Genomic DNA, 24,445 nt, shown 5'->3' with positions numbered 1-24,445 from the left:
CCCATGAGCTATTTTCTCGATCGACTGCAGTACATGAAAAAGATCCGCACCTCATTTGCGGGCGGCCACGGCGAAGTGCGCGAAGAGAGCCGCGAGTGGGAGAACGGCTATCGCGCCCGCTGGCAGCATGACAAGGTGGTGCGCTCCACCCATGGGGTGAACTGCACCGGCTCGTGCAGCTGGAAGATCTACGTCAAAAACGGGCTGGTCACCTGGGAGACCCAGCAGACCGACTATCCGCGTACCCGCCCGGACCTGCCCAACCATGAACCCCGGGGCTGCCCGCGCGGGGCGAGCTACTCCTGGTATCTCTACAGCGCCAACCGGCTCAAGTATCCGCTGGTACGCAAGGCGCTGATCCGGCTGTGGCGCGAGGCGCTCGAACAGCACCCGGACCCGGTCGATGCCTGGGCCTCGATCGTGGAGGATCCGCAAAAGACCGCGCAGTACAAGACCCTCCGCGGCATGGGCGGCTTCGTGCGCGCCGACTGGCAGGAGATGGAAACCCTGGTGGCGGCCTCCAACGTCTACACCGCCAAACAGTACGGGCCGGACCGTATCATCGGATTCTCCCCGATCCCGGCCATGTCGATGGTCTCCTACGCCGCCGGCGCCCGGTATCTGTCGCTGATCGGCGGGGTGTGCCTGTCGTTTTACGACTGGTACTGCGACCTGCCGCCGGCCAGCCCCCAGACCTGGGGCGAGCAGACCGACGTGCCGGAATCCGCCGACTGGTACAACTCGAACTACATCATCGCCTGGGGCTCCAACGTGCCGCAGACGCGCACGCCGGATGCGCACTTTTTCACCGAAGTGCGCTACAAGGGCACCAAAACGGTCGCGATCACGCCGGACTACGCCGAAGTCGCCAAGCTCTGCGATGAGTGGATCAGCCCCACCCAGGGCACCGACTCGGCACTGGGCATGGCGATGGGCCACGTCATCCTCAAGGAGTTTTACCTCGACCGGCAAAGCGAGTACTTCACCGACTACGTGCGCCGCTATACAGATATGCCGATGCTGGTCGAACTGGAAACGCGCGAGGATGGCAGCTTCGTGCCCGGCCGCCAGCTGCGCGCCGCCGACTTTGATGCCGCACTCGGTCAGGACAACAATCCCGAATGGAAGACGGTCGCCTGGGACGAGACGCGCGACCAGCTGGTGGTGCCGCGTGGCTCGATCGGCTTTCGCTGGGGTGAGGCAGAGGCGGGCCAGGGCCGCTGGAATCTGGAGCAGCGTGACGCGGACGGCGATGACATTCACCTGCGCCTGTCGCTGGTCCCCGCCCATGATCGCGTCGTGCGGGTCGGCTTCCCCTACTTTGGCCACATCCGCCATGACTACTTCAACCACGTCGATGGCAACGACGTGCTTTACCACCATCTGCCGGCCAAACAGCTGACCCTGGCGGACGGGCGCCAGGTGCTGGCGGTCACGGTATTTGATCTGATGGTGGCCAACTACGGCATTGACCAGGGCCTTAGCCTCAGCGATGGCGAGACCGGCGAAGACGACGGCGCCACTTCACTGGATCAGATGCGCCCCTATACTCCGGTCTGGCAGGAGGCGATCACCGGCGTGCCGGCAGCACAGATCACCCGACTGGCGCGCGAGTTTGCCGACAACGCGGATAAAACCCGCGGTCGCTCAATGATCATCGTCGGTGCCGGGCTCAACCACTGGTACCACATGGACATGCAGTACCGGGGTCTGATCAACATGCTGATCCTGTGCGGCTGTATCGGTCAGACCGGCGGCGGCTGGGCGCACTACGTGGGCCAAGAGAAGCTGCGCCCGCAGACCGGCTGGACACCGCTGGCGTTCGGTCTGGACTGGAACCGCCCGCCGCGCCACATGAACGGCACCTCGTTTTTCTACAACCACTCAAGCCAGTGGCGCTTTGAGAAGGTCGAGATCAGGGACCTGCTCTCGCCGCTGGCCCGGCGCGAGGAGTACTCCGGCAGCCTGATTGATTTCAACGTGCGCGCCGAGCGCATGGGCTGGCTGCCGTCTGCGCCACAGCTGGACACCAATCCGCTGCACCTGGCCGGTGCTGCAGAGGCCGCCGGGCAACCGCTCAACGACTACGTGATCAGCCAGCTCAAAAGCGGCGATCTGCGCTTTGCCGCCGAGGACCCGGACAACCCGCAGAACTTCCCGCGTAATCTGTTCGTGTGGCGCTCGAACCTTCTGGGCAGCTCCGGCAAGGGGCACGAGTACATGCTCAAGTACCTGCTGGGCACCACCCACGGGCTGCAGGGCAAGGACCTCGGCGAGATGGGCGGCGTCCTGCCGGAAGAAGTCGAGTGGCGCGATGAGGCACCCGAGGGCAAGCTCGATCTGCTGGTGACGCTCGATTTTCGCATGTCGACCACCTGTCTCTACTCCGACGTGGTGCTGCCCACCGCCACCTGGTACGAGAAGGACGATCTCAACACCTCGGATATGCACCCCTTCATCCACCCGCTCACCGCGGCCACCGACCCCGCTTGGGAGTCGCGCAGCGACTGGGAGATCTACAAGGGCATTGCGAAGGCCTTCTCGAAGGTTTGCGTGGGACATCTGGGCGAGGAAACCGATCTGGTCACCCAGCCCATGCAACATGACTCCCCTGGCGAGCTGGCCCAGGTCGAGGTGCGCGACTGGAAGCGCGGCGAGTGCGAGCCCATTCCCGGCCACACCATGCCGCATCTGATCGCGGTCAAGCGCGATTATCCGGCCACTTATGAACGTTTTACCTCGGTCGGACCACTGCTGGACACGCTGGGCAACGGCGGCAAGGGCATCAGCTGGCCCACCGGCCCCGAGATCGAGCTTTTGGGTCAGCTCAACCGCTGCAAGGCCGAAGGCCCGGCAAAGGGGCGCCCGATCATCGACAGCGCCATTGATGCCGCCGAAATGATTCTAACCCTGGCCCCGGAAACCAACGGCAAGGTGGCGGTGCGGGCCTGGGAGGCACTGTCGAAAATCACCGGGCGTGAGCACGCCCACCTGGCGCTGCCCAAGCATGAGGAGAAAATCCGCTTTCGTGATGTGGTGGCCCAACCGCGCAAGATCATCTCGAGTCCCACCTGGTCGGGCCTTGAAGATGAGCACGTCTCCTATAACGCCTGCTACACCAACGTCCACGAACTGATCCCGTGGCGCACGTTAAGCGGTCGACAGCAGTTCTATCAGGACCACGCCTGGATGCGTGCCTTTGGCGAGAGCCTTCTGACCTATCGCCCGCCGATCGATACCCGCGCCGCGATGGCCGGTATCAAGCGTCCCGATGGCAACCAGAACCCCGAGCGGGTGCTCAACTGGATCACCCCGCACCAGAAGTGGGGCATCCACTCTACCTACTCGGACAACCTGTTGATGCTCACGCTGTCGCGCGGCGGGCCGATCGTGTGGCTCTCCGAGGACGATGCCAAATCGCTGGGCGTGGCCGACAACGACTGGATCGAGCTCTACAACGCCAACGGCTCGATTGCCGCGCGCGCCGTGGTCAGCCAACGGGTCAAGACCGGCATGGCGATGATGTATCACGCCCAGGAGCGGATCGTGAACGTGCCGGGCTCGGAGATCAGCGGCACCCGCGGCGGCATCCACAACTCGGTCACCCGCGTGTGCCCCAAGCCCACGCACATGATCGGCGGCTACGCGCAGCTCTCCTATAGCTTCAACTACTACGGCACCGTTGGCTCCAACCGCGACGAGTTCGTGGTGGTGCGGCGCATGCACCACATCAACTGGCTGGATGGAGAGGGCACCGACAGCGTGCAGGCACCGGTAAAGGGGTAGTCGGGCAGGGTCATAAACCGACAGCTTCCATTCCCCCAGAAAAAAGGCGCCCCTCGCAGGAGGGGCGCCTTTCTTTTCGGCCTGTCTCAACCCGGGCGCTCAGCCGCGTCGCCACAGACTCGACAGCGACACCGCCAGAATCGACATCAATACCAGTGCCAGCGCCGGGACCAGCACCGCCCAGGGGGCGCGCTCCAGATAGGGAATGCCTTCGGCGAGTAGCAACCCCCACTCTGGTGCCGGCGGACGGGGGCCGAGGCCCAGAAACCCCAGCGCGGCCAGCGCCAGCGCGATGCCAGGCAGGCGCAGCATGGCGTGACGAAAGACCGGGCCGATCACCGCGGGCAGCACATAGCGGGTGAGCAGCCGCAGACGCCCCACCCCCAGCATGGGCGTGATGCGCACGTGCGCCTGGCCCTGCACTTCGCTGACCAGCGCTGCCGTATGCGCCGCCAGCGGCGCCCAGCTCACCAGCGTGACCGCAATGATGGCGCCGCTGGTGCTGGGACCCATCACACCGGCCACAATCAGACCGGCAATCACCGGCGGGGCGGCGTTGGTCACCTCGATGGGTCCGGCCGCCAGCCGCGGCGCCAGCCCGATCAACAGGCCCAGCACAAAGGTGATGGTGACCACGACCAGCGCCATGCCCATGGTCGACAGCGCCCCGTGGCTGACGCGGGCAAGAATATCGCGCCCGGTGCCATCGGCGCCCAGGGGCAGGGCCAGACTCGGCGTCTGCAGACGCAGGTAGCTGGAGGTGAGCGGGTCGCGCCCCATGCCAGCGACAATAATGATCACCAGCGCGAGCGCCACCACCGCCGGCACCAACCACTGCCAGCGCCCGCGGTGAGACTCATGGCGGGTCACGGGTATGGCACCGGCGCGCAGGGTCCGCCCAAGCATCAGCGTGCGGACAAGCCCCGCCGCGCCGCCGAGCACCACGGCAATCGCCAGCAGCAGCAAAATGCCGGTCTGCAGTGCCGGCAGGTCCTGCGCCGAGGCCGCGCCCAGGGTGGCGCGCCCCAGCCCGGGAATCGAGAACACCTGCTCGACGGCAATGGCGCCGCCGGTCAGCCCGACGACCACCAGCCCCACCTGCGGCATGAGACTGGGCATAGTGCGCTTGAGCACGGCCAGCGCAATGCGCCGCCGGCCAAAACCCGCCACATGCCAGGTCGCGACCCAGCGCTCGGAAAAACTCGCCGTCAGACCGTCACTGAACAGTCGCCCCAAAAGCCCGCCGGCCGGCAGCCCGAGCGCCAGCGAAGGCAGCACCATATGGCGCCACTCGCCCCAGCCATAGGGCGGCAGCCAGTTGAGCCCGGCGGCAAAGACCACCAACAGGACCGCGGCGAGCAGAAACTCCGGCAGCGCGGTGAGCGTAGCGCCCACGGCACCGGAGGTGGGCACCGGCTCGCCGATCAGCCCGCGGCGAACGACGCTCACGCACAGCGCCACGGTGGTCAGCAGCGCCACCAGCAGAGCACCGAGCATCAGCATCAGCGAGACCCCTGTGGCCGACAGCATGCCGGGCAGCACCGGCCCGCCCGAAATCCACGAGATCCCGGCGTCACCGTGCACAAGGCCCCAGAGCCAGTGGCCGAGCTTCTCCCACGGCCCCATGTCGAGCCCAAGCTGGGTGCGGATGGCGGCCAGCGCCTCGGGAGTCGGGTTCTGATCCCCGGCGCGGGCACGCAGGATGCTCAACGCCGGATCACGCCCGGAAAGCCAGGGCAGCAGCCCCACCAGTACCACCACGGCAGACAGCGTCACCAGCCGGGACAGCGTGGGCACCAGAAGGCGCAGGCGCGCGGCCAGCACGGGCGGACGGGCGATAACGACCCCGGAAGTGTGCATCACCGGCGCCTTACTGTGCCGCGCCGTCAAGGCGCGTGTGCTCGGTGATCAGTTCGCGCTCGCGTGGGTCGCGCACGGTATTTGCCACTCGCGCGGCTTCGCCCTGAATCACGCGCTCATGCAGCATCGGCACGGCGGCGTCCGTTTTCAAAATGGCGGCCTCGGCGTTGATGATCGCCTGGCGACGCTCGGGGCCGGTGGGCAGGTCAGCAGCGCGGGCAAGCGCTTCATCCACCGCCGGGTCGCAAAGCTGGGCGATGTTGAAGGAGCCCTCACAGGCAAAGTCGCTGTACATGTAGGCGACCGGATCACCGGAATCGAGCATGGTGGCGCGCGACAGGATAAAGGCGTCGAACTGACCGGAGAGCATGTCGGATTCGATATGAGCGTACTGGCGCACCTCCTGATGCACGTCAAAACCGGCGGCTTCGAGCTGCTGCTCCAGCAACACCGCCACTTCCGGCAGCTCCGCCCGGTCGGTGAAGGTACCCAGCGTGATACTGGCGCCGTTCGGGTCAGCGGCATCCGGTCGCCCCTCGACCGGCGAGCGCAGACCATCAGCCCAGGCCAGTGCCGGCCCCAGCAGGCCCTTTGCTTCATCGGCACGCCCTTCATAGACCGTTCTGACAATCGCCTCACGATCGAGCGCTTCACGGGCAGCGGCGCGCATCGCCGGGTCGTTGAACACGCCGCGCTCGGTATTGAGATAGAGCGTGTTGGTGCGCGGCATCGGCACTTCATGGACCAGCTCCGGATCGATCAGCGCCACCTGGGAGACCGGCACGGCCTCGACCACCTCGGCGGTGCCGGTACGCAGGGCCGCGGCGCGGGCAGTGCCATCGGGCACGTAGTCGGCGTCGATGCCGGCCAGTTCGGCACGTTCGCCCCAGTAGTCGTCATAACGATCGAGCCGGGCACTCTGGGTGCCGTTGATTTCCTTGAGTACGAATGGCCCGGTACCGGCCTCGATCGGGTTGACCCGGCCATCCTCGCCGTAGGCCTTCGCCGCCATGATCGCCAGCTGCGGGCTGGAGAGGCGATTAGGCACCAACGGGTCAGGCGTTTCGGTACGTACCTGCACTGCATGGTCACCGTCGGCCTCGATGGTCATTTTCACGCCATCGAGAATGCGCGGTCGGGGCGTGGCGTGGGTGGCAGCCGTCAGTGCCGTCACCACCTGCTCGACGGTCAACGGCGTGCCGTCATGAAAGGTGACGTTGTCGCGAATCTCGAAGCGCCAGGTGCGCTCATCCACCTGCGCCCAGTCGGTGGCGAGAAACGGCTGCGGATCATTGTCGTCATCCAGCCGCACCAGCGTCTCGGCGGTGCGCCAGCGCGAGAGCTTGAAGGCGTCATCGGTGAGCGGGTTCAACCCCGAGCGCGGCGGCTGCAGCATGGCAACCCGCAGGCGCTTGCTGTCGGCGCTGGCCGAATCTTCCCGGGTGGGTTCTTCCTGCTGGCAGCCGGCCAGCAGGGCCAGTGACAGGGCGCCGAAGGATAGATAAAACGCGCGACGAAGGGTCAAAACGGATCTCCTGGACAATCGGTATCAGAGCACGGGGTAAAGGGACGGGGCAGCCGGCGCGGGTACCATCGCGGTGATGGCGTGATCCTGATATGCCGCCCGCACCAGCGCCCGGGTATGGTCATGCTTGGGGGTTTCAAACAGGGCTGTCGTGGGCCGGTCCTCGATGATGGCGCCGTCATGCAGGATGAGGGTGCGCTCGCAGAGCCGCGGCATGACCGAGAGATCATGAGAGATGATCAAAAAGGCCGTGCCATCCAGGCAGCTCATGTCGTCAAACAGCTGCATGACCCGGGCGCGCACCGGCAGGTCCAGCCCGCTGAGCGGCTCATCGGCGAGCAACAGCCGCGGGCGCAGGGCCACGGCGCGGGCAATGGCCACGCGCTGCGCCTGCCCGCCGGAGAGCGCAGCAGGGCGGGCGCGCAGCAACGTCTGATCCAGCCCCACCCGGTCCAGCGCCTCATCAATGCGCCGGGTGTGGTTATCGACCACGTTCAGGCGGACCAGCGGCTCGCGGATCAGGTCACGCACGCTCATGCGCGGATCGAGTGAAGAGGCCGGGTCCTGGGGAATGTACTGCACCTGCCGGCGATACCAGCGCAGCGCGCGCACGGAAGCCGGGCGCACCGCTCGACCCTGGCAGGTGATGGTGCCGGCATCGGCGCCCTTGAGCGCCAGCAGCAGGTTCAAAAGCGTCGTTTTGCCCGCGCCTGACACGCCGGCAAGCCCGATGCGCTCGCCGGGCTGAATCGAGAGATTGATATCTCGCAAAATCGTACGGGCAGTCCGCGCCCGCCAGAACGCCAGGCTCGGCGAATGCAGGTGCTTGTAGAGACCGGTGGCACACAGCAGTGGGGCCTCACCTGACGCTAAGCCGTGCACAGCAGCCCCTCGCGAGCATCAAAGTCGGCGGCATAAGGCGGCATGCCGGGGGCGCTTTCCCGCAGCGCCCGCACCAGCTGGCGCGAGAAGTGATGCTGCGGATTGGCGATGATGTGGGTCAGCGTGTTGCTTTCGACCAGGCGGCCGTCATCGATGATGACGGCACGCTCACACAGGCGGCAGGCCGCGCCGATATCGTGGGAGATGAACAGCAGCGCCGGGGTATCGTGCGTGCCGGTACACTCGCGCAGAAGCTTTAACACCTCCTGCTGAGTAAGCACATCCAGTGCCGTGGTGGGCTCATCGGCCACGATCAGCGCCGGCTTGCAGGCCAGCGCCAGTGCCATACAGATACGCTGGCGCTGACCGCCGGAAAGCTCGGCCGGCGAGCGCTGCATGACCTCATCGGCCCTTTCGATGTTCATGCCGCGCAGCATCGCCATGGCCGCTTCCATGGCGCTTTTGCGCGAGAGACCGTGAAAGCGCATGAAGGGTTCACGCAGCTGCGCCCCGACGCTGACCAGCGGGTTGAGCGCCGAATGGGTGTCCTGAAAGACCATGCCCGAGCGTGACTGCATCGGGCGACGGGTGGCGCGAATGTCGGCCACCTCCACGCCGTTGATGCACACGCTGCCATCGACCTGCACCGAGCGCGGCGACAGCCCAAGAATGGCGCCGGCAGTCAGCGACTTGCCCGACCCCGACGGCCCGAGCAGACAGACCCGCTCACCGGCGGCCACATGAAAGCAGAGATCACTCACGACCGGCTGGCCATCCACATGGATACACAGCTCATCGACTCTTAATACCGCATTCGCCGTCATGATGACCGCACGCCCCCGACTGTTCTGATGGCCCTTTATCGCAAAGTTATATCATAACAATAAGAAACCTGTATTGTGTTTTCCTCAAGTGTTTGGAAGGGCTTGCGGGGCAATGAAAGGTGCCGAAGATACCGACTTGCCAGGCTCAGGCGGTAGCGGATAGCCTGCCCGCCCGGGCAAGCCCGGCCGTGAGCGCCAGCGCTGCAAAGATGAGCACGGCGTAATGAGGGGAGAGGGCGTCCATCAGCGTCCCAAAGATCGGTGCCCCCACAGTCTGGCCGATGGCAATGGTCAGAAAACCGATCATCAGCCCGGTGGCGGGTCGCTCGGGAAGGGCCGAGACACCCCAGACCAGATAGACCCCGGTGATCATGATGTAGGCCAGGCCGAACAACAGGCCGCCGCCCAGCGTCAGGGCCGGCGTGGTGCCCTCCATACCCACCATCACGATGCCTCCGGCGAGGGCGATGAGAAAGACCCGATGGACGCGATCAATCCCAAGCCGGGTGACCAGCGTGCCGGCGGCGGCGCCCACTATCCCGGCCGCGCCGATGGTGATCCAGAGCAGGGCGGCCCCGGTGCTTCCCCAGTCAAGGCGCAGCGACACCAGCTGCCCGCCGAAGGACCACAGTGCGGTGCTGGCCGCGCCCATCAAAAAGGCCGCCACCATCAGCCGGCGAAGCGGGCCGTTGAGAACGGGCAGACCACCGGAGATATTGCGGTCACGGCCGGCCTCTGCCGGCACGCAAAAGGCCGCAGCAACGGCCAGCACGATGGCAACGACGGTAAAGGCGGCAAACGCCAGGCGCCACTGATCGCCCAGCATCAGTGCCACGGGGCCGGACATCACCACGCCGGCGCCAGTGCCGGCATTGATGACCGTGTTGATGGCGCCCTGTCGCTCGGGACGTACCGCCGCGGCGACAGCCGCCGCCATGGGTGGAGAGGCCAGCCCCGTACTGGAACCGGCCAGCATGACCGCCGCGGCCAGCCAGGGTGCCGATGGCGCCATCGCCATGCCGGCCATGCCCACCGCTGCCACCAACGCCGCGCCGACGGCCACAATGCGAGCGCTGAGCCGCTCGGTCAGCCAGGCCGACAGGATAATCGCGACACAGTAGCCCAGAAAGGCACCGCCGGAGATCAGCCCGCTCAGGCTTGAAGACAGCGAGAGCTCGGCATCGATCTGCGGTAGAAAGAGCCCGAAGGCGAATCGGGCAAAGCCGTAGCATACGGCGATCAACCCGAACCCGACGCCTCCCAGATAGATGGCCGGACTCATGAGTGCGCTCCGGCCAACAGCGTGGCCGCCGCCTGCCGGGCAGCAGCGACCGCCTGCTCGCCACGATAGATTGCGGCTGCGGTGGCCCCCTCAAAGAGTACGATGATCTGCTCGACCAGCATCGCATCGTCGCGGCCGGTTTCATGCTCGACCAGCGCGGCGATACGCTCTGCGACCCGCACCTTGTGCGCCAGCACCGCGTCCACGATCTCTGGCGTATCGCCGCCGGTCTCGCCCAGCGCCCGCAAAAAGAGGCAGCCGCGCGCGCCCTCCACACGCACCCAGTCCTCCAGCGCCTTGAACAGCGCATCGATGCTCTCCACCTCAAGGCGCCGAGCAAAGCGCTTGTCGCGTTCGTTGAGTACCCGGGCGATCAGGGCGTTCTTGCTGCCGGCATGTTTGTAGAGCGTGCGACTCGAGATGCCCGCACCCTGAGTGAGCTTGTCCATGCCGGTTGCGGTGAAGCCGTGGCGGTCGAAGAGGGCTTCCGAGGCTGTCACGAGCTTGTCCATGATGGTCATGATGACGTCTCCCTGGAGTGAAACCACACTATTGTGTAAAACGATCTGTTTACACAACCAATGTAAAACGTTCATTTTACATCGTCAACTTAATTGTCCGGTTTATTGAAATACCTTGCTCTATCACAGGGAGCCCCGGCAGTGGCGAATGCTAGACTCGGTGCCATAGCCAATAACATAACGACAACACCACCATTCTCGGTTTCGAGACTGCTCTCGGTTTCAAGACCACCATCGGTTTCAAGGGAACAACATGACATCACGCAGAACGCTGCTGCTCACGCTGGCGGGCGCCATGGCGGCAGGGACCGCCCATGGCGAGGAGCCCCGGGCCGCGGAGACAGCGCCCAATGAGGCCGTAGAGACCATGGTGATCAGCGCCCCGCGTCTGGCCCGCGAGCTCTACGACACCCCGGCGGCCGTCTCGACCGTCGAGCGCGAGAGCATTCAGCGCGGCCAGCAGCGGGTGCGACTGGATGAGTCGCTCGGTCAGGTGCCGGGCGTGTTCATTCAGAACCGCGACAACTTCGCCCAGGGTCAGCGCATCGCGATCCGCGGCTTTGGCGCCCGTGCGCCCTTTGGCGTGCGCGGCATTACCATTTTGATGGATGGCATCCCCTATACGCTGCCCGACGGCCAGGCCCAGATCGATGCCATTGATCTCGACAGCGCCGAGAACATCGAGGTGATTCGTGGGCCGTCGTCGGTGCTCTACGGCAACGCCGCAGGCGGGGTGATCTCGGTGACCACCGCCGACGGCCGCGATGACCCGGGCACCCGCCTGCGTGTGGAAGGCGGCAGCGACGGCTACAAAAAGGCTTCCATACAGACCGGCGGCAGCAACGGCGACTGGTCGCACCATGTCAGCCTTTCGGCACTGAATCAGGACGGCTATCGCGACCACAGCTCGGTCGAAAAGTACCTGCTTAATGCCAAACTGCGTCGCGAGCTGAGTGAGGACCGCGCGCTGACTGCCATCGTCAATCTGCTCGACAACCCGCGCTCGGAGGACCCGGGTGGGCTGACCCGTGAGCAGGTCTCCCAAAAGCGTCATCAGGCCGGACGTTTCACCCGTGAATATGACACTGGTCAGAGCGTCGATCAGCAGGTGGTCGGGCTGCAGTACGAGGACCTCTCCGCCGGCCCCGGCGAGCTTTACGTAAAGGGATTCTACACCTGGCGCAATTTCGAGCAGCAGCTGCCCTATCCGGGCGACAGCCTGCTGGGCTATGACCGTGACGTCTTTGGCGGCAGCGCCGAGTACCATCAGACGCTGAGCCTGAATGATATGCCGCTGCGCTACGTGGTGGGTATCGATGCGGCGCACCAGAAGGATGACCGCTGGCGACGCAATGTGGCTTTCAGTGGCGAAGTCACCGATACGGCTGCCAACGAGACCCAGACCGCCACCTCAACCGGCGTTTTTGTGCAGGGGGATCTCGATTTAACCGATCAGTGGACCGCCTCGCTGGGCGCGCGCTACGACCGCGTCAGGCTCAAGGTGGATGACGATTTCACCACAAACGGCGATGACAGCGGCGACCGCGAGTTCAACGAGTGGAGCGGCTCGGCGGGTCTGAGCTATCGCTATCTGCCCGATCATCAGGCCTATGTGAACACCGGCACCTCGTTCGAGACGCCGAGCTTCTCCGAATTTGCCAACCCCACCGGAGGCGGCGGCTTCAACGCCAGCGTTGAACCGCAAAAGGCTTGGAACCGTGAGATCGGTCTGCGCGGCCACTTCAATAACGGCCTGAACTACGACGTGGCGCTGTTCTCGGTACGCGTGCGCGACGAGCTGGTGCCGTACTACCTGGACGGTGACAACGACCGGACCTTCTACCAGAACGCCGGCGACACCGACCGGGACGGTCTGGAAGTCGCACTCGGCTGGCAGTTCGACGAGACCTGGCGGCTCGACAGCGCGTTGACGCTGGCCCACTACCGTTTCGACAGCTTCGAAGCCGAAGGCGAGCGCTATGACAGCAACCGCATTCCCGGCCTGCCGGAGCAGACCTGGGTCAACTGGCTCACGTGGGAAGGCACTGATCAGCGCTTTGCCACGCTGGAAACCCAGTACATCGGCGACATGGTGGCCGACAATGCCAACGATGTGGACGTCGACAGCTACTGGCTGATCAACCTGCGCGCGGGTGAAGGCTGGCAGCTTGGCAATGATACAAGCCTCAATCTCTACGCCGGCATTCGCAACCTGTTCGACCGCGAGCATTTTGCCAACACCCGCATCAACGCCAGCAACGACCGCTATTTTGAGCCGGCGCCCGGGCGGACCTTCTATGCCGGGGTCGAGGTCGGGTTTTAGAAAGGGGCGATGGAGGAGAAAAGAGACTCATGCATATTGTCCCTGCATTTCGAGAACGAATGCGGATCGCTTTAACGAGCACGATTCTGATCATGCTTTGGCTGATGACGCCTGTCCCGGGCCACGTGGCCCGAGCAGATACCGCAACCGGCGACGCTGGACCGATGACGCTGGACCATACCCAACAGTGGGAGATGCATAACGCGCAAGGCCAGGCGTATCGCATCATGATCAGCCTGCCCGACGGCGAACCTCCGCAAGGAGGTTACCCGGTGCTCTATGTGCTCGATGGCAACGCCTACTTTCCAGCCTTTCATGCGGCTCGCGACACCGTCGCGCGCTATCACGACACGATCATTGTCGGGGTCGGCTATCCGCAGGCGCAGGCGCTCAATTTCCAGCGGCGTTCCTACGACTTTACGCCGCCGGCGCCCGCCGGACACAACGAGCCCCCTCAGGGTGGGCAGGATGAACTGCTGGCCTTTCTCGAGCAGCGCCTGCTGCCGCGCGTCACTTCTGAACTACCGGTCGATTCGCGGCGGCAGAGCCTGTTCGGTCACTCGTTTGGCGGCATGTTCGCGATCTACACCATGTTCAGGCGGCCCGCTCTTTTTACTCACATCGTCGCGGCAAGTCCGTCGCTGTGGTGGCGTGATCAGTACCTGCTGCCGCTGGAACCCGAGTTTCGAAAGGCAATGCAAAAGACACCAGAACATCCGCCCAGCCTGGTGCTGATTCTGGCCGAGGGCGACATGCCCCAGCAGATTCGTGACGCGCGCAGCCTTGACGAGCGATTGCAGCCGCTATCGGCCCATGGCATGCGATCAAGTTTTACCCTTGTTGCCGGGGTCGATCACGTCACCGTACCTTTCAAAATTGTTTCTCGCGTCATGAAAGAGGTTTTTGAGTCGCCCTACATGCCGTAGGCCTCCGGGTATTGATGATCCCGTCACTCCTGTCGATGCTTTTCAAGGCTACAGTGTGAAGTACAACCCTCGTTTCACCTGCCAAAAGAGTGCCTCCACATGAAAGCCGGTTTTTGTATGTTCGCCATGGTCATTGCGCTGTCAGGCTGTACCAGCGAAGCGCCCGACCGCTCCGATGACGGGCTGGTTCTCAAATCCGGCAGCTATACGCTCCCCATCCAAAAGGAATGTGTGAGCAACCTCACTCTGGATCATGACGATGCGTCAAAGCCCATGGTCATGGTGGAGCTGGTTCAGTCTTCCGAGTGTAGCGGTGCCCTCAAGGAATTTACCGACACTCACGTCGGTGATCCGATGTCGATTCAATTTGGCGATGAAGATCAGGGCATGACGCTGGATAGCAATATGCTCGGTGCCACCGATGCCCCCTTTATTGTGCAGGTGGAAAGCGACGATCAGGGCCAGACGATCGTTGATTATTATCGGTAACGGTTGAAGCGGGAGCGACATGCCGGTTTTGGTCGAGCCCTGTTAAAAGTGACAAGGCGATCAAATGGCGTAAAATGAATAAAAACCGCCATATGAACGAAGGAGGCCGCATGGCCATCACCACGATGTCCCAAGAGGAGCGCCAGAACATGAGCGCCGCGGCCATGCGCACCTATCCCAATATTGTCAGGGATTGGGCACTCAAGGAGCAGGAAGCCGCACTGCTGCTGGGCGTACCTGATGGCACCTATCGCCGCTGGAAACAGTCGCCTGAAAAGGCACGGCTGGATCAGAGCCAGATGGAGCGGATGTCGCTGATTCTGGGCATCTACAAGGCCCTGCAGATTCTGTTGCCGCGCACCGATGCCGCCGACAGCTGGCTGCGGCGCGCCAACCGCAACCCGCTGTTCTCCGGTCAGGCCCCGCTGGATCGATTGCGCAGTGGTCTGGTCTCCGATCTTTACGTTGTTCGACAGCACTTGGACGGCGCGCGCGGTGGCGGTCACGCATGAGTTTTCCCTGTACCGCAGTGCACTGGCAACCCAGCTACCGGGTAGTGCCCTCGAGATTTCCGCCCATTAATCTGTTTGAACGCGTGGCCGAGCCCGATGACTGGGCGCTGCTCAATCAGCTTGAAGGCGAAACGTCCGCGCGCCTGAGAGAAGAAGCCGGCGCCATTCATATGGTGCAGGAAGCAGATCGACGTTATGGTCCGGGCTGGACACCCGTGATGGCGGCCTTTTGTCACTTCAACGGTCAGGGTTCCCGCTTCAGCGATGGCAGCTTCGGCGTCTATTATTGCGCGCTCTCCGAGGCCACGGCGATTGCCGAGACGCGCTATCACATGGAGCGATTTCTGAGGGAGTCCGATGAGCCGCCAATGCAACTCCAGCAGCGCGTGTATCTGTCTGATCTACAGGGCGAGCTTGACGATCTGCGCAACGACCCAAACGCAGCGCCGCTGTTGAGCCCCGAAAGCTGGCAGGCGGGGCAGGTCTTGGGTCTGCGCCTTCGAGAAGAAGGGGCCGATAGCATCATCTACCCCAGCGTGAGAGACCCGCAAGGCGAGTGCGCGGCCGTACTACGCCCACCCGTCATGTCCGCGACCCGGCAGGGGAGGCATCTTGGCTACGACTGGGACGGCGAGCGGATTCGTCATGTTTTGGAGTTGAGTTGGGTGGGGTAAAGAGGCCAGACCTTTCCGACCTCTTTTGACAAAAAAGCGTTTATCAGCATCTAAATCAATTCAAATAATTTTTTGAATTGATCCTGTTGCCAAAAAAAACCAATTTTTTCCAGCTTCACTCTCAAGACAAAATTCTTTAAAAACAATTCCCAAGGGGAAAACTATATGGCCATTCTCCACTTGCATAGCATCACACTGACAAAAATAAATTGTCTTATTGCCCTGTAAAGCATATGGATCAAGCTTTTTAAACTTACTATCGCTCGAATAAAAGTTTTTATATGTTACTTGTGCTGATATTATCTCCCCAGAGTCGGCAGCCCCTAAAATATCTATATCCTTCATTGTTCTTCCAACCGGCATTAATGTATTCACCAGGTTGGGTAGACCATGCTGTCGTGCCTTTGGTGTTCTTAAATACTCCATACACATAACTTCCTGAAGATCGGGCGTCAAAGCACCCATTTCCATGGAAGACATACCTTCTGTCATGGCGACTACACGACTACCAACCTTTCTCCACTGGCAAAAAGTACCTTGCCTAGGCTGTACAGACGTCAATGATATGGCCTCTTCAGCTACCAAATTACGAACTTTTTTTAAAGTCAAAGATTTGAGAACTGCTTTCCTGCCAGATAAGTTATTTTTGTTCCCCCATGTACCCTGAAAGATATCAACCTCTGAGCCGGGTGGCACATAACCGATTTTACCCCCATTTTTCCCTCTATAGGTAGCAAACACATATCCACCAGTCTTTGCCAGCGAATGTAAGCGTCGTAAGGCATATTTGCCATGCGCTTCATAGTCATCAGGATCAAGGCTACTCGAATCCTCTTTTTCGAAGGTGTTACTCAAATCGTGTGGATAATGGATGGCAATCTTATCGCTGTTCCAAAGATCTTCAAGAGTCTGAACATCAACATCCAAATTTGAGCTATGACGAATAAAATAAGTATCCAAGACCAAAACCCTTTAGGAGTCAGCTCGTGCCTTCAAAAAATGCGACAAGCATGTTATTTAAATGCGCTATATCGACTCACCATCTCATATCTTTAATAACTTATATATTTGTGCTTTACCTCCAAAGAATCTCTACACCTCAAGCGCCTTTCAAAGCAGTTCTCACAACACTCCCAAGTAACTGAATTTTCTGATTTTATAGCCATATTAACCAGCTACCTCTAAAGAGGTAGCCACCTCTTCTTACCCCGCCCACCTTGACCTGCATCAAAACCACCACCGCCTGCCACGCGCACGCTTGGCCCCATAACTGCGCATCCTGCCGGTGGCGGGCAGTCCATGCGCGATCGTCGTGGAGGCCGTGATTATGAGAATTCGCTCACAGGTGGGCATGGTGTTGAATCTCGATAAATGTATCGGGTGCCACACCTGTTCGGTGACCTGCAAAAACGTCTGGACCAGTCGCGAAGGCATGGAATATGCCTGGTTCAACAACGTCGAAACCAAGCCCGGCATCGGGTATCCGAAGGAGTGGGAAAACCAGGACAAGTGGAAGGGCGGCTGGCTGCGCCGCCAGGATGGTGCCATTGAACCCCGCATCGGCGGGCGCTTTCGCGTGCTGGCCAAGCTCTTTGCCAACCCGGAGCTGCCGGAAATCGATGACTACTACGAGCCGTTCGATTTTGACTACCAGCACCTGCACCGCGCGGGAGAAGGCAAGCATCAGCCGGTGGCGCGGCCGCGCTCGCTGATCAGCGGCAAGCGCATGCAAAAGATCGAGTGGGGCCCGAACTGGGAGGAGATTCTGGGCACCGAGTTTGAAAAGCGCCGCCGCGACAAGAACTTCGATCGCATTCAGGCCGACATCTACGGCGAGTTTGAAAACACCTTCATGATGTATCTGCCCAGGCTCTGCGAGCACTGCCTGAACCCGGCGTGCGTGGCGTCCTGCCCGAGTGGGGCGATCTACAAGCGCGAGGAAGACGGCATCGTGCTGATCGATCAGGACAAATGCCGCGGCTGGCGCATGTGCGTGTCCGGCTGCCCCTACAAGAAGATCTACTACAACTGGAAAAGCGGTAAATCCGAGAAGTGCATCTTCTGCTATCCGCGCATTGAGTCCGGTCAGCCGACCATCTGCTCGGAGACCTGCGTGGGCCGCATCCGCTCACTCGGCGTGCTGCTTTATGATGCCGATCGTATCGAGGAAGTGGCCGCCAGCGCCGATGAGCAGGATCTCTACCATCGCCAGTGCGAGATCTTTCTCGATCCGCACGACCCCGAGGTGATCGCCCAGGCCCGACGTGATGGCATCGAGGAAAACGTTATCAAGGCCGCTCAGGCCTCGCCCGTCTACAAGCTCGCCATCGACTGGCAGCTGGCCCTGCCGCTGCATCCGGAGTACCGCACCCTGCCGATGGTCTGGTATGTGCCGCCGCTGTCCCCCATTCAGTCTGCCTTTGATCAGGGCAATGTGCCCGCCAGCGGCGTGCTGCCGGACATCGAATCGCTGCGCATCCCGGTGCGCTATCTGGCCAATCTGCTGACCGCCGGTGAAGAGGCGCCCGTGGTGCGTGCCCTCAAGCGGCTGATGGCGATGCGCCTTTACAAGCGTGCCCAGCAGGTGGACGGGCGTGAAGCCACCGAGGTGCTGGAGGCCGTGGGCCTGACCGCCGCCCAGATCGAGGAGATGTATCGCTATCTGGCGCTGGCCGATTTCGACGACCGCTTCGTGATCCCTTCCACCCATCGCGAACAGGCCCGCGAGGCCTTCCCCGAGCGCGGCGGCTGTGGCTTTACCTTCGGTCAGGGCTGCAACGGCGGCGACAGCGCCGGCAGCCTGTTTGGCGGTCGCAAACAGACCTCCACGCTGGTCAAGCCGGTGGTGTCGCACTACGAGCCCGAAGTGGCCCCCTATGACGGTGAGGAGAATCGCCATGCGTAGTCTGATCGTGCTGGCACGGCTGCTGGATTACCCCACAAAGGCCCTGCAACAGGCCGCCCCCGAGATGGCAGAGGTGATCAAGGCCGAGACGCGGCTCACGCCCCTGCGGCGGGAAACACTCGTGGCATGGATTCGCCGCATCGCCCAGGGCGATCTGCTCGATCTGCAGGCCGACTATGTGGCGCTTTTTGACAAGGGTCGGGCGACCTCGCTGCTGCTGTTTGAACACGTCCACGGTGAGTCGCGCGATCGCGGTCAGGCGATGGTCGATCTTTTGGCCCAGTACCGCGAGGCGGGCTTTGAGCTCGATGCCCGCGAACTGCCCGACTACCTGCCGCTGTTTCTGGAGTATCTCTCGACCCGGGATGAGGCCGGCATCGCCGGTCACCTCGGCGAGATCGCCCATATCCTGGCGCGACTGACCGCACGACTCGAGGAGCGCGAGGCCGATCAGGCCCTGGCCACGGCCACGCTGCTGGCGCTGATCGGGGCCGAGGACGAGATCACCGAGCATCAGGACAAGGTGCGCGCGGAAACACGCGACGACACGCCGGCAGCACTCGATGCGGTGTGGGAAGAGGAGGCGGTGCGCTTTTCCGCAAGCTCCGATCAGGACTGCGCGGTGCAGTCCGCCGCCGGCCAGCGCCGCGCGCAGCAGCGCCAGAACGCACGCGACGAGGCCCGGCCCGTGCGTGTCATCGATCCTGTCTCGGGAGATCTCTCATGATGGATTACACCCATACGCTGCTCTTTGGCTTCTATCCGTATCTTGCCGGCACGGTCTTTCTGCTGGGCAGCCTTTTGCGCTTTGATCACGGTCAGTACACCTGGAAGACCGGCTCGAGCCAGATGCTCAGCAAGGCCCGCATGCGCGTGGGCAGCAACCTGTTCCACATTGGCATCATCGTGATCTTCTTCGGTCATCTGGTCGGGCTTTTGACCCCGCACTGGGCCTATGAATGGGCGATCACGCCCGGCAACAAGCAGATCATGGCGATTATTGTCGGCGGCATTGCCGGCGTGCTGTGTCTGATCGGCGGGATGATCCTGCTCCATCGACGCCTGTTTGATCCACGCGTGAGGGCCAGTTCGAGCACTGCCGACATCGTGATTCTGGCGCTTCTGATGGTGCAGGTGACGCTGGGGCTTTTGACCATCGTGGCGGCGCGTCATCACCTGGATGGCAGCGTGATGCTGCCGCTGGCCGAGTGGGCACAGTCGATCGTGTTCTTTCGCGCCGATGCCGCCAGCCATCTGATGGAGGTGGGGCTGATCTACAAGCTGCATATCGTGGTGGGCCTGACCATCGTGCTGATTTTCCCCTTCACCCGTCTGGTCCACGCCTGGAGCGCGCCGTTTGGCTATATCGGCCGTCGCTATCAGCTGGTCCGCCGACGCGCCTGAGGAGATACCGCCATGCAGATGATCGACACGCAAACGCTGCCGGAGGCGCCAACCTTGGCCCTGCCACCCATCGTTGTTGGTGACACGCCGATCGACCCGGCAGAAATTGCCGGCGAGATGCAGTATCACGGCGCCGACTCGCCGGAAAGCGCGCAGCTGGCGGCGGCGCGGGCGCTGGTCATTCGCGAGCTGCTGCGCCAGGAAGCCGCCATGACGCTGGGACGCGATGTGGCCATGGATGAGCAGGATGCTATTACCACGCTGCTGGATCAGGCTCTGAGCACGCCCGAACCCGATGACGCGACCTGCAAACGCTACTTTCAGGCCCACCGTGACCGCTTTTGCACGCCGCCGCGCTACCGCGTGCGTCATGTGCTGCTGCCGGCAGCACCGGATGACCAGGCCGCGCGTGACGAAATGAAAACGCTGGGAGAATCCCTGCTCACCGAGCTTTTTGAGCACCCGGAGCGCTTTGATGAGTTCGCCCAGCGCTATTCAGCCTGCCCGTCAAGGGAGGCCGGCGGCGCACTGGGGGAACTGGCACCCGGGCAGACCGTGAAGGAGCTGGATGATGCCCTCAAACACCTGCCCGAGGGACTGCATGACCGGCCGCTGGCCTCGCGCTACGGCTGGCATCTGGTGCAGATCGATCAGAAGATCGAGGGCGAGGCACTGCCGCTGGAGGCCGTGATCAATCGGGTGCGCCATACCCTGCGCGAGCAGGCCACCCGTCGCGCCCTGCGCCACTATCTGCTGGCACTGGCCGAGACGATCGGCGTCACCGGCGTCACACTCGATGACGAGGCCGGCGGGGCGCTGATGCAGTAGCTGGCTCGCTACCTCTATCCATCAACAACGTCATCAAACAACAACGCCATCGACCTGAAGCGTCGATGGCGTTGTCATGTCCGGCTCGGCAAGGCGCCTTTAGCCCGGTGTTTGCGGCGGACCGGTTTCCGGCAGCGTCGTGTCACCCTCGTTGAGCGGGCGCTGCATGATGACAGCATCGACCCAGCGGCCGAACTTGAAGCCGCAGGCCTCAATCACGCCCTGATGGGTAAAGCCAAAGCGCTTGTGCAGGGCGACGGAGCCGGCATTGCCGCTGTCACCGATCAGCGCAATCATCTGGCGCCAGGGGCCGGCCTCGCAGCGCGTCAGCAGCGCTTCCATCAGGGCAGTGCCCACACCGCGGCCGTGGGCCTCATGGCTGACGTACACCGAGTCTTCCAGACAGAAGCGATAGGCGCTGCGCGGGTGAAAAAAGCCGGCGTAGGCGTAGCCCACCACGGCCTCATCGATCACAGCCACCAGATACGGCAGCCCCGCCTCGCGCGTGGCCGTGCAGCGGCGGGTCATCTCTTCAAGCGTCGGCGGCACTTCCTCGAACGAGCCCAGTCCGTGGCGCACGTGGTGGCCATAGATGGCGTGAATGGCTTCAAGATCCTGATCCATCACCTCTCGTACTGTCACACCCCGTACGGTCACATCGGGCTTTCCAGGCCTGTCACTCATGCGAATACTGCCCCTGCTGATCGTTGAAGGTGCGCCCTACTTTACAATGAACACCACGCAGGCGGCAGTCATCAGCCCCATGGTGACATTAAAAATGCGCCACGCCCGCGCGGTCTTGAGAAAGCGTGCGATCACCATGCCAAAGCCCGCCCACAGCGAGATGCAGGGCAGGGCGACAATCTCCATAAATACGGCAAGCCCCAGCGCATTGGCCCAGAGCGTGCCTTGGGCGGGCAGAAAACTGGCCATCAGGGTCAGTCCCATCACCCAGACCTTGGGATTGACGAACTGAAAGGTGGCCGCCTGCCACAGTGTCAGGGGGCGGGCGTCACCTGTGGCATCAAACTGCGGCGGCGGCGCACTGGCGATGCGCCAGGCCAGATACAGCAGATAGAGCGCCCCCACGATCTGTAGCCCCTGCTGGATCAGCGGATAGCGCTGAAAAAGCGCGCCCAGTCCCAGTGCGATCAGCGTAAAGAGCGTCAGCCCGCCGAGCAGAATGCCCATTATGTGGGGCAGAGTGCGGCGAAAGCCGTACATGGCGCCCGAGGCCGTCAGCATGACGTTATTGGGGCCGGGCGTACCGGTCATGGTAATAGCGAACAGGGTCACGGAGACCCACCAGCTGACGGACATCATGATGGCCCCTCAATCATTGTATGAATACAATTGTGGAAGTGTTACCCGCTTATGGGTGACAATTCGAGCATACGTTTTCCAATGTCACCGTCAACGGATTTATTGTCACCATGACAATATGGATACCCGAGCTTTCAGAGGATGGACCGCGCTATCGCGCCCTGGCCCACGCCATCGAGCGTGCCATCGATAACGGCGAACTGCCGCCAGGAGAAAAGCTGCCCCCCCAGCGCCGACTGGCAGACACGCTCAAGGTGACGGTCGGCACCGTCACCCGCGCCTATGCGCTGGTAGAGCAGAGCGGGCGGGTGAGCGCCCAGGTGGGCAGCGGTACCTACGTCAAGGCTGAACAGAACGCCGAAGGATTTTCACGGGTCATCGGTGCCCCGCATGATGGGCTGGTGGATCTGGGCATGTCGCTGCCGCCGCCGCATCCGGAGCGTCAGGCTACCCTGGGGCGCTTCCTGAGCGAGATCAGCGCGGACCCCGCCGCACTTGAGCAGGCCACCCACTATCCGCTTGATGACACCATGGCCACGCATCGCCAGCGCTACGCCGACTGGCTGAGCCATCAGGGGCTGGCTGTCGACCCGGATGAGCTTCTGGTGACTCAGGGCGGCACGAACGGCATTGCGCTGGCGCTGTCGGCGCTGCTGTCGCCCAATGACCGCCTGGCGGCCGAGGCACTGAGCTATCCGGGCGTGATCAGCACGGCGCGTCAGCAATCGCTGAAAATGGTGGCCGTGCCCTTTGATGACGAGGGCATCGATGTGACGGCGCTGGCCGCCCGCCATGAGCGTACCCCCTTCAGGGCGCTCTATCTCATGCCTGAACATCACAACCCCACCACGGTGCAACTTTCCGAGAAGCGCCGCGAGGCGCTGGTGGCGCTGGCGCGCGAACGCGATTTCTGGCTGATCGAGGATGGCGTCATGCACCTGCCTCAAAAGGCCCGCGGTACGCCGCTGTATCAGCTGGCCCCGGAGCGCACGATATTTGTGTTCTCGGTGGCCAAGATTCTGGGGGGTGGCATGCGCTCAGGCGTCATGCGTGCGCCTGTGGCGCTGATGGAGCGCCTTCGCACCAGCCTGCGCAATCAGTGCTGGGCGCCGCCGGCGCTGATGACCGACATTGCCGGGCGCTGGCTGGCCAGTGGTGAAGCCGACCGGCTGCTATCGTGGCAGTTCGAGGAGCTTGAGGCCCGTCAGGTAATGGTGCGCGAGGCGCTAAAGGATCTTGACATGCATATGCGCTGCGGCGGCTTCTACGCTTGGCTGGTGCTGCCCGGAGAGCACCGCGCCGCGCGGCTGGTCGAGACGCTGGAACAAAAGGGCGTGCGCGTGGCCCCGGCAGAGGCCTTTTGTGTCGGCAGCACCGCTGCACCGCAGGCGATCCGGATCTGTCTGAGCGCGGCGCCGGATCGGGCGGCACTGGCCCAGGCGCTGAATATCATTGTGGAGACCCTGTCACAGAACACGCCGCCGCGCTGGCAGACCGTCTGATAAAAGGGGCATTGATACCGGCCACTATGCCGTTTGATGCCCGGCGGCAGAGGGGTATTCATCCCGGCGGCCCTGAACTGCCAATATAAGACACACCACGACGTCGGTACGGAGAGAACATCATGCGTTACGAGCTCTATTACTGGCCGGAGATTCCCGGCCGGGGCGAATTCATTCGTCTGGCACTGGAAGCCGGTGGGGCCGACTATATCGATGTGGGCAACAGCACAGAGCCCGGCTACGGCATCGAGGCCGTCACTCACTGGATTGATGGCACCATGACCGACTATCCGCCCCTGGCGCCGCCCTTTCTAAAGGCGGGCAAGGAGGTAATCTCGCATGTGGCCGGTATCCTGTTGTACCTGGCGCCACGGCTCAAGCTGATCAACGACGACAAGGTCTATCAGTACTGGGCCCATAGCCTGCAGCTGACCATCACCGACTTTGTTGCCGAAGCCCACGATGTCCACCACCCGCTCGGCCCGGAGCTTTATTTCGAGGACCAGCAGGACGTGGCCGTTCGACGGGCGCGCAATTTCATCGACAACCGCCTGCCGAAGTTCTTCCACTACTTCGAGTGCATCATCGACAAAAACCCCGACAGCTCGATGTATCTGGTCGGCAAACGCCTCTCCTATGTCGATCTGTCGCTCTTTCACATGGTGCAGGGGCTACGCTACGCCTTCCCGAACGCCATGGCGGCGCTGGAAAGCGAGATTCCAAAGGTCATTGCCCTGCACGATCACGTGCTGGACATGCCGCTGATCAGTGAGTATCTCGCCTCCGAACGTCGCCTGCCGTTCTCCGAAAAGGGGCTTTTTCGCCATTACCCCATCCTTGATCAATAAAAGACTTAATACTCCGGTGGCGGGACATGCA

21 protein-coding genes are annotated in these 24,445 nt (G+C 62.5%); 12 read left to right on the top strand and 9 right to left on the bottom strand.

Translation table 11 applies throughout. The features are described from left to right. Positions 1 to 3: 3 nt before the first annotated feature. Complete coding sequence (locus KSP9073_RS01920; protein WP_108841264.1) at positions 4 to 3,786, top strand: nitrate reductase subunit alpha; 3,783 nt, start codon at positions 4 to 6, stop codon at positions 3,784 to 3,786. A gap of 99 nt (positions 3,787 to 3,885) precedes the next feature. On the opposite strand, the gene KSP9073_RS01915 is transcribed toward KSP9073_RS01920, so the two are convergent. The 6 genes from KSP9073_RS01915 to KSP9073_RS01890 form a co-directional block, all read right to left on the bottom strand. Then, positions 3,886 to 5,646, bottom strand: coding sequence for an ABC transporter permease subunit (locus KSP9073_RS01915; protein WP_108841263.1), 1,761 nt, complete (start codon positions 5,644 to 5,646; stop codon positions 3,886 to 3,888). A gap of 10 nt (positions 5,647 to 5,656) precedes the next feature. After that, positions 5,657 to 7,171: an ABC transporter substrate-binding protein gene (locus KSP9073_RS01910; protein ID WP_108841262.1), complete on the bottom strand. Its 1,515-nt coding sequence runs from the start codon at positions 7,169 to 7,171 to the stop codon at positions 5,657 to 5,659. A 24-nt stretch (positions 7,172 to 7,195) separates the two neighbouring features. After that, positions 7,196 to 8,053, bottom strand: coding sequence for an ABC transporter ATP-binding protein (locus KSP9073_RS01905; protein WP_108841261.1), 858 nt, complete (start codon positions 8,051 to 8,053; stop codon positions 7,196 to 7,198). Then, positions 8,041 to 8,877 carry an ATP-binding cassette domain-containing protein gene (locus KSP9073_RS01900; protein ID WP_108841260.1) on the bottom strand — a complete coding sequence of 279 codons (837 nt, stop codon included), beginning with the start codon at positions 8,875 to 8,877 and terminating at the stop codon, positions 8,041 to 8,043. Before KSP9073_RS01900 ends, KSP9073_RS01905 begins: the two co-directional genes overlap by 13 nt. Before the next feature lie 145 nt (positions 8,878 to 9,022). Next, on the bottom strand, positions 9,023 to 10,159 hold the full coding sequence (locus tag KSP9073_RS01895) for an MFS transporter (protein WP_108841259.1): 1,137 nt from the start codon (positions 10,157 to 10,159) through the stop codon (positions 9,023 to 9,025). Next, entirely contained in the window at positions 10,156 to 10,659 is a 504-nt protein-coding gene (locus tag KSP9073_RS01890; RefSeq protein ID WP_243409072.1) for a TetR/AcrR family transcriptional regulator, read from the bottom strand. The genes KSP9073_RS01895 and KSP9073_RS01890 overlap by 4 nt, the downstream gene beginning before the upstream one ends. Positions 10,660 to 10,933: 274 nt before the next feature. Between KSP9073_RS01890 and KSP9073_RS01885 the strand changes: the two genes are divergently transcribed. The 5 genes from KSP9073_RS01885 to KSP9073_RS01865 all read left to right on the top strand — a co-directional run bounded on the left by KSP9073_RS01885 (position 10,934) and on the right by KSP9073_RS01865 (position 15,604). Beyond that, positions 10,934 to 13,003: a TonB-dependent receptor family protein gene (locus KSP9073_RS01885; protein WP_439330925.1), complete on the top strand. Its 2,070-nt coding sequence runs from the start codon at positions 10,934 to 10,936 to the stop codon at positions 13,001 to 13,003. A 92-nt stretch (positions 13,004 to 13,095) separates the two neighbouring features. Then, the gene (locus KSP9073_RS01880) at positions 13,096 to 13,929 is read left to right on the top strand and encodes an alpha/beta hydrolase (protein ID WP_243409071.1); all 834 of its coding nucleotides are present in this window, start codon (positions 13,096 to 13,098) and stop codon (positions 13,927 to 13,929) included. 99 nt (positions 13,930 to 14,028) lie between these two features. Continuing rightward, a complete protein-coding gene (locus tag KSP9073_RS01875) occupies positions 14,029 to 14,418 on the top strand; it encodes a hypothetical protein (RefSeq protein WP_133240968.1) in 390 nt (129 codons plus the stop codon). A gap of 110 nt (positions 14,419 to 14,528) precedes the next feature. Then, positions 14,529 to 14,930 carry an MbcA/ParS/Xre antitoxin family protein gene (locus KSP9073_RS01870; RefSeq protein ID WP_108841988.1) on the top strand — a complete coding sequence of 134 codons (402 nt, stop codon included), beginning with the start codon at positions 14,529 to 14,531 and terminating at the stop codon, positions 14,928 to 14,930. Further along, a complete protein-coding gene (locus KSP9073_RS01865) occupies positions 14,927 to 15,604 on the top strand; it encodes an RES family NAD+ phosphorylase (RefSeq protein ID WP_108841255.1) in 678 nt (225 codons plus the stop codon). Before KSP9073_RS01870 ends, KSP9073_RS01865 begins: the two co-directional genes overlap by 4 nt. Before the next feature lie 60 nt (positions 15,605 to 15,664). Here the strand turns inward: KSP9073_RS01865 and KSP9073_RS17455 are convergent, their stop codons facing one another. Further along, positions 15,665 to 16,564: a hypothetical protein gene (locus KSP9073_RS17455; RefSeq protein ID WP_133240967.1), complete on the bottom strand. Its 900-nt coding sequence runs from the start codon at positions 16,562 to 16,564 to the stop codon at positions 15,665 to 15,667. A gap of 367 nt (positions 16,565 to 16,931) precedes the next feature. On the opposite strand from KSP9073_RS17455, the gene narH reads away from it, so the two are divergent. Genes narH through KSP9073_RS01840 form a run of 4 tightly spaced genes read left to right on the top strand, consistent with a single transcriptional unit; the run spans position 16,932 to position 20,741 of the window. Further along, complete coding sequence (gene narH, locus KSP9073_RS01855) at positions 16,932 to 18,509, top strand: nitrate reductase subunit beta (RefSeq protein WP_108841987.1); 1,578 nt, start codon at positions 16,932 to 16,934, stop codon at positions 18,507 to 18,509. Next, positions 18,502 to 19,236 (top strand): nitrate reductase molybdenum cofactor assembly chaperone, encoded by a 735-nt coding sequence (gene narJ / locus KSP9073_RS01850; protein ID WP_108841253.1) that lies wholly within the window; start codon positions 18,502 to 18,504, stop codon positions 19,234 to 19,236. The genes narH and narJ overlap by 8 nt, the downstream gene beginning before the upstream one ends. After that, on the top strand, positions 19,236 to 19,913 hold the full coding sequence (gene narI, locus KSP9073_RS01845; protein WP_108841986.1) for a respiratory nitrate reductase subunit gamma: 678 nt from the start codon (positions 19,236 to 19,238) through the stop codon (positions 19,911 to 19,913). Before narJ ends, narI begins: the two co-directional genes overlap by 1 nt. Positions 19,914 to 19,925: 12 nt before the next feature. Continuing rightward, positions 19,926 to 20,741 carry a peptidylprolyl isomerase gene (locus KSP9073_RS01840; protein ID WP_108841252.1) on the top strand — a complete coding sequence of 272 codons (816 nt, stop codon included), beginning with the start codon at positions 19,926 to 19,928 and terminating at the stop codon, positions 20,739 to 20,741. Positions 20,742 to 20,840: 99 nt separating this feature from the next. On the opposite strand, the gene KSP9073_RS01835 is transcribed toward KSP9073_RS01840, so the two are convergent. Both KSP9073_RS01835 and KSP9073_RS01830 read right to left on the bottom strand, forming a co-directional pair. Beyond that, complete coding sequence (locus tag KSP9073_RS01835) at positions 20,841 to 21,425, bottom strand: GNAT family N-acetyltransferase (RefSeq protein WP_108841251.1); 585 nt, start codon at positions 21,423 to 21,425, stop codon at positions 20,841 to 20,843. 36 nt (positions 21,426 to 21,461) lie between these two features. Next, a complete protein-coding gene (locus KSP9073_RS01830) occupies positions 21,462 to 22,061 on the bottom strand; it encodes a LysE family translocator (protein ID WP_439330939.1) in 600 nt (199 codons plus the stop codon). Between the two features lie 113 nt (positions 22,062 to 22,174). On the opposite strand from KSP9073_RS01830, the gene KSP9073_RS01825 reads away from it, so the two are divergent. Together KSP9073_RS01825 and KSP9073_RS01820 are read left to right on the top strand one after the other, a co-directional pair. Beyond that, complete coding sequence (locus tag KSP9073_RS01825) at positions 22,175 to 23,566, top strand: aminotransferase-like domain-containing protein (protein ID WP_108841249.1); 1,392 nt, start codon at positions 22,175 to 22,177, stop codon at positions 23,564 to 23,566. 122 nt (positions 23,567 to 23,688) lie between these two features. Continuing rightward, entirely contained in the window at positions 23,689 to 24,414 is a 726-nt protein-coding gene (locus KSP9073_RS01820; RefSeq protein WP_108841248.1) for a glutathione S-transferase, read from the top strand. The last annotated feature ends 31 nt before the right edge of the window (positions 24,415 to 24,445 follow it).

It is taken from the genome of Kushneria phyllosphaerae (assembly GCF_900312995.1).
In the GTDB taxonomy this organism is placed as follows: Bacteria; Pseudomonadota; Gammaproteobacteria; order Pseudomonadales; family Halomonadaceae; genus Kushneria; species Kushneria phyllosphaerae.
This window is presented reverse-complemented; position numbering and strand designations above follow the sequence as displayed.

Bases quoted from the DNA above. Each gene is read 5' to 3' on its own strand.
- KSP9073_RS01920 (WP_108841264.1), top strand. From the start codon at position 4: ATGAGCTATTTTCTCGATCGACTGCAGTACATGAAAAAGATCCGCACC.
- KSP9073_RS01915 (WP_108841263.1), bottom strand. From the start codon at position 5,646: ATGCACACTTCCGGGGTCGTTATCGCCCGTCCGCCCGTGCTGGCCGCG.
- KSP9073_RS01900 (WP_108841260.1), bottom strand. From the start codon at position 8,877: ATGACGGCGAATGCGGTATTAAGAGTCGATGAGCTGTGTATCCATGTG.
- KSP9073_RS01895 (WP_108841259.1), bottom strand. From the start codon at position 10,159: ATGAGTCCGGCCATCTATCTGGGAGGCGTCGGGTTCGGGTTGATCGCC.
- KSP9073_RS01885 (WP_439330925.1), top strand. From the start codon at position 10,934: ATGACATCACGCAGAACGCTGCTGCTCACGCTGGCGGGCGCCATGGCG.
- KSP9073_RS01880 (WP_243409071.1), top strand. From the start codon at position 13,096: ATGCTTTGGCTGATGACGCCTGTCCCGGGCCACGTGGCCCGAGCAGAT.
- KSP9073_RS01875 (WP_133240968.1), top strand. From the start codon at position 14,029: ATGAAAGCCGGTTTTTGTATGTTCGCCATGGTCATTGCGCTGTCAGGC.
- KSP9073_RS01870 (WP_108841988.1), top strand. From the start codon at position 14,529: ATGGCCATCACCACGATGTCCCAAGAGGAGCGCCAGAACATGAGCGCC.
- KSP9073_RS01865 (WP_108841255.1), top strand. From the start codon at position 14,927: ATGAGTTTTCCCTGTACCGCAGTGCACTGGCAACCCAGCTACCGGGTA.
- narH (WP_108841987.1), top strand. From the start codon at position 16,932: ATGAGAATTCGCTCACAGGTGGGCATGGTGTTGAATCTCGATAAATGT.
- narJ (WP_108841253.1), top strand. From the start codon at position 18,502: ATGCGTAGTCTGATCGTGCTGGCACGGCTGCTGGATTACCCCACAAAG.
- narI (WP_108841986.1), top strand. From the start codon at position 19,236: ATGGATTACACCCATACGCTGCTCTTTGGCTTCTATCCGTATCTTGCC.
- KSP9073_RS01840 (WP_108841252.1), top strand. From the start codon at position 19,926: ATGCAGATGATCGACACGCAAACGCTGCCGGAGGCGCCAACCTTGGCC.
- KSP9073_RS01835 (WP_108841251.1), bottom strand. From the start codon at position 21,425: ATGAGTGACAGGCCTGGAAAGCCCGATGTGACCGTACGGGGTGTGACA.
- KSP9073_RS01830 (WP_439330939.1), bottom strand. From the start codon at position 22,061: ATGTCCGTCAGCTGGTGGGTCTCCGTGACCCTGTTCGCTATTACCATG.
- KSP9073_RS01825 (WP_108841249.1), top strand. From the start codon at position 22,175: ATGACAATATGGATACCCGAGCTTTCAGAGGATGGACCGCGCTATCGC.
- KSP9073_RS01820 (WP_108841248.1), top strand. From the start codon at position 23,689: ATGCGTTACGAGCTCTATTACTGGCCGGAGATTCCCGGCCGGGGCGAA.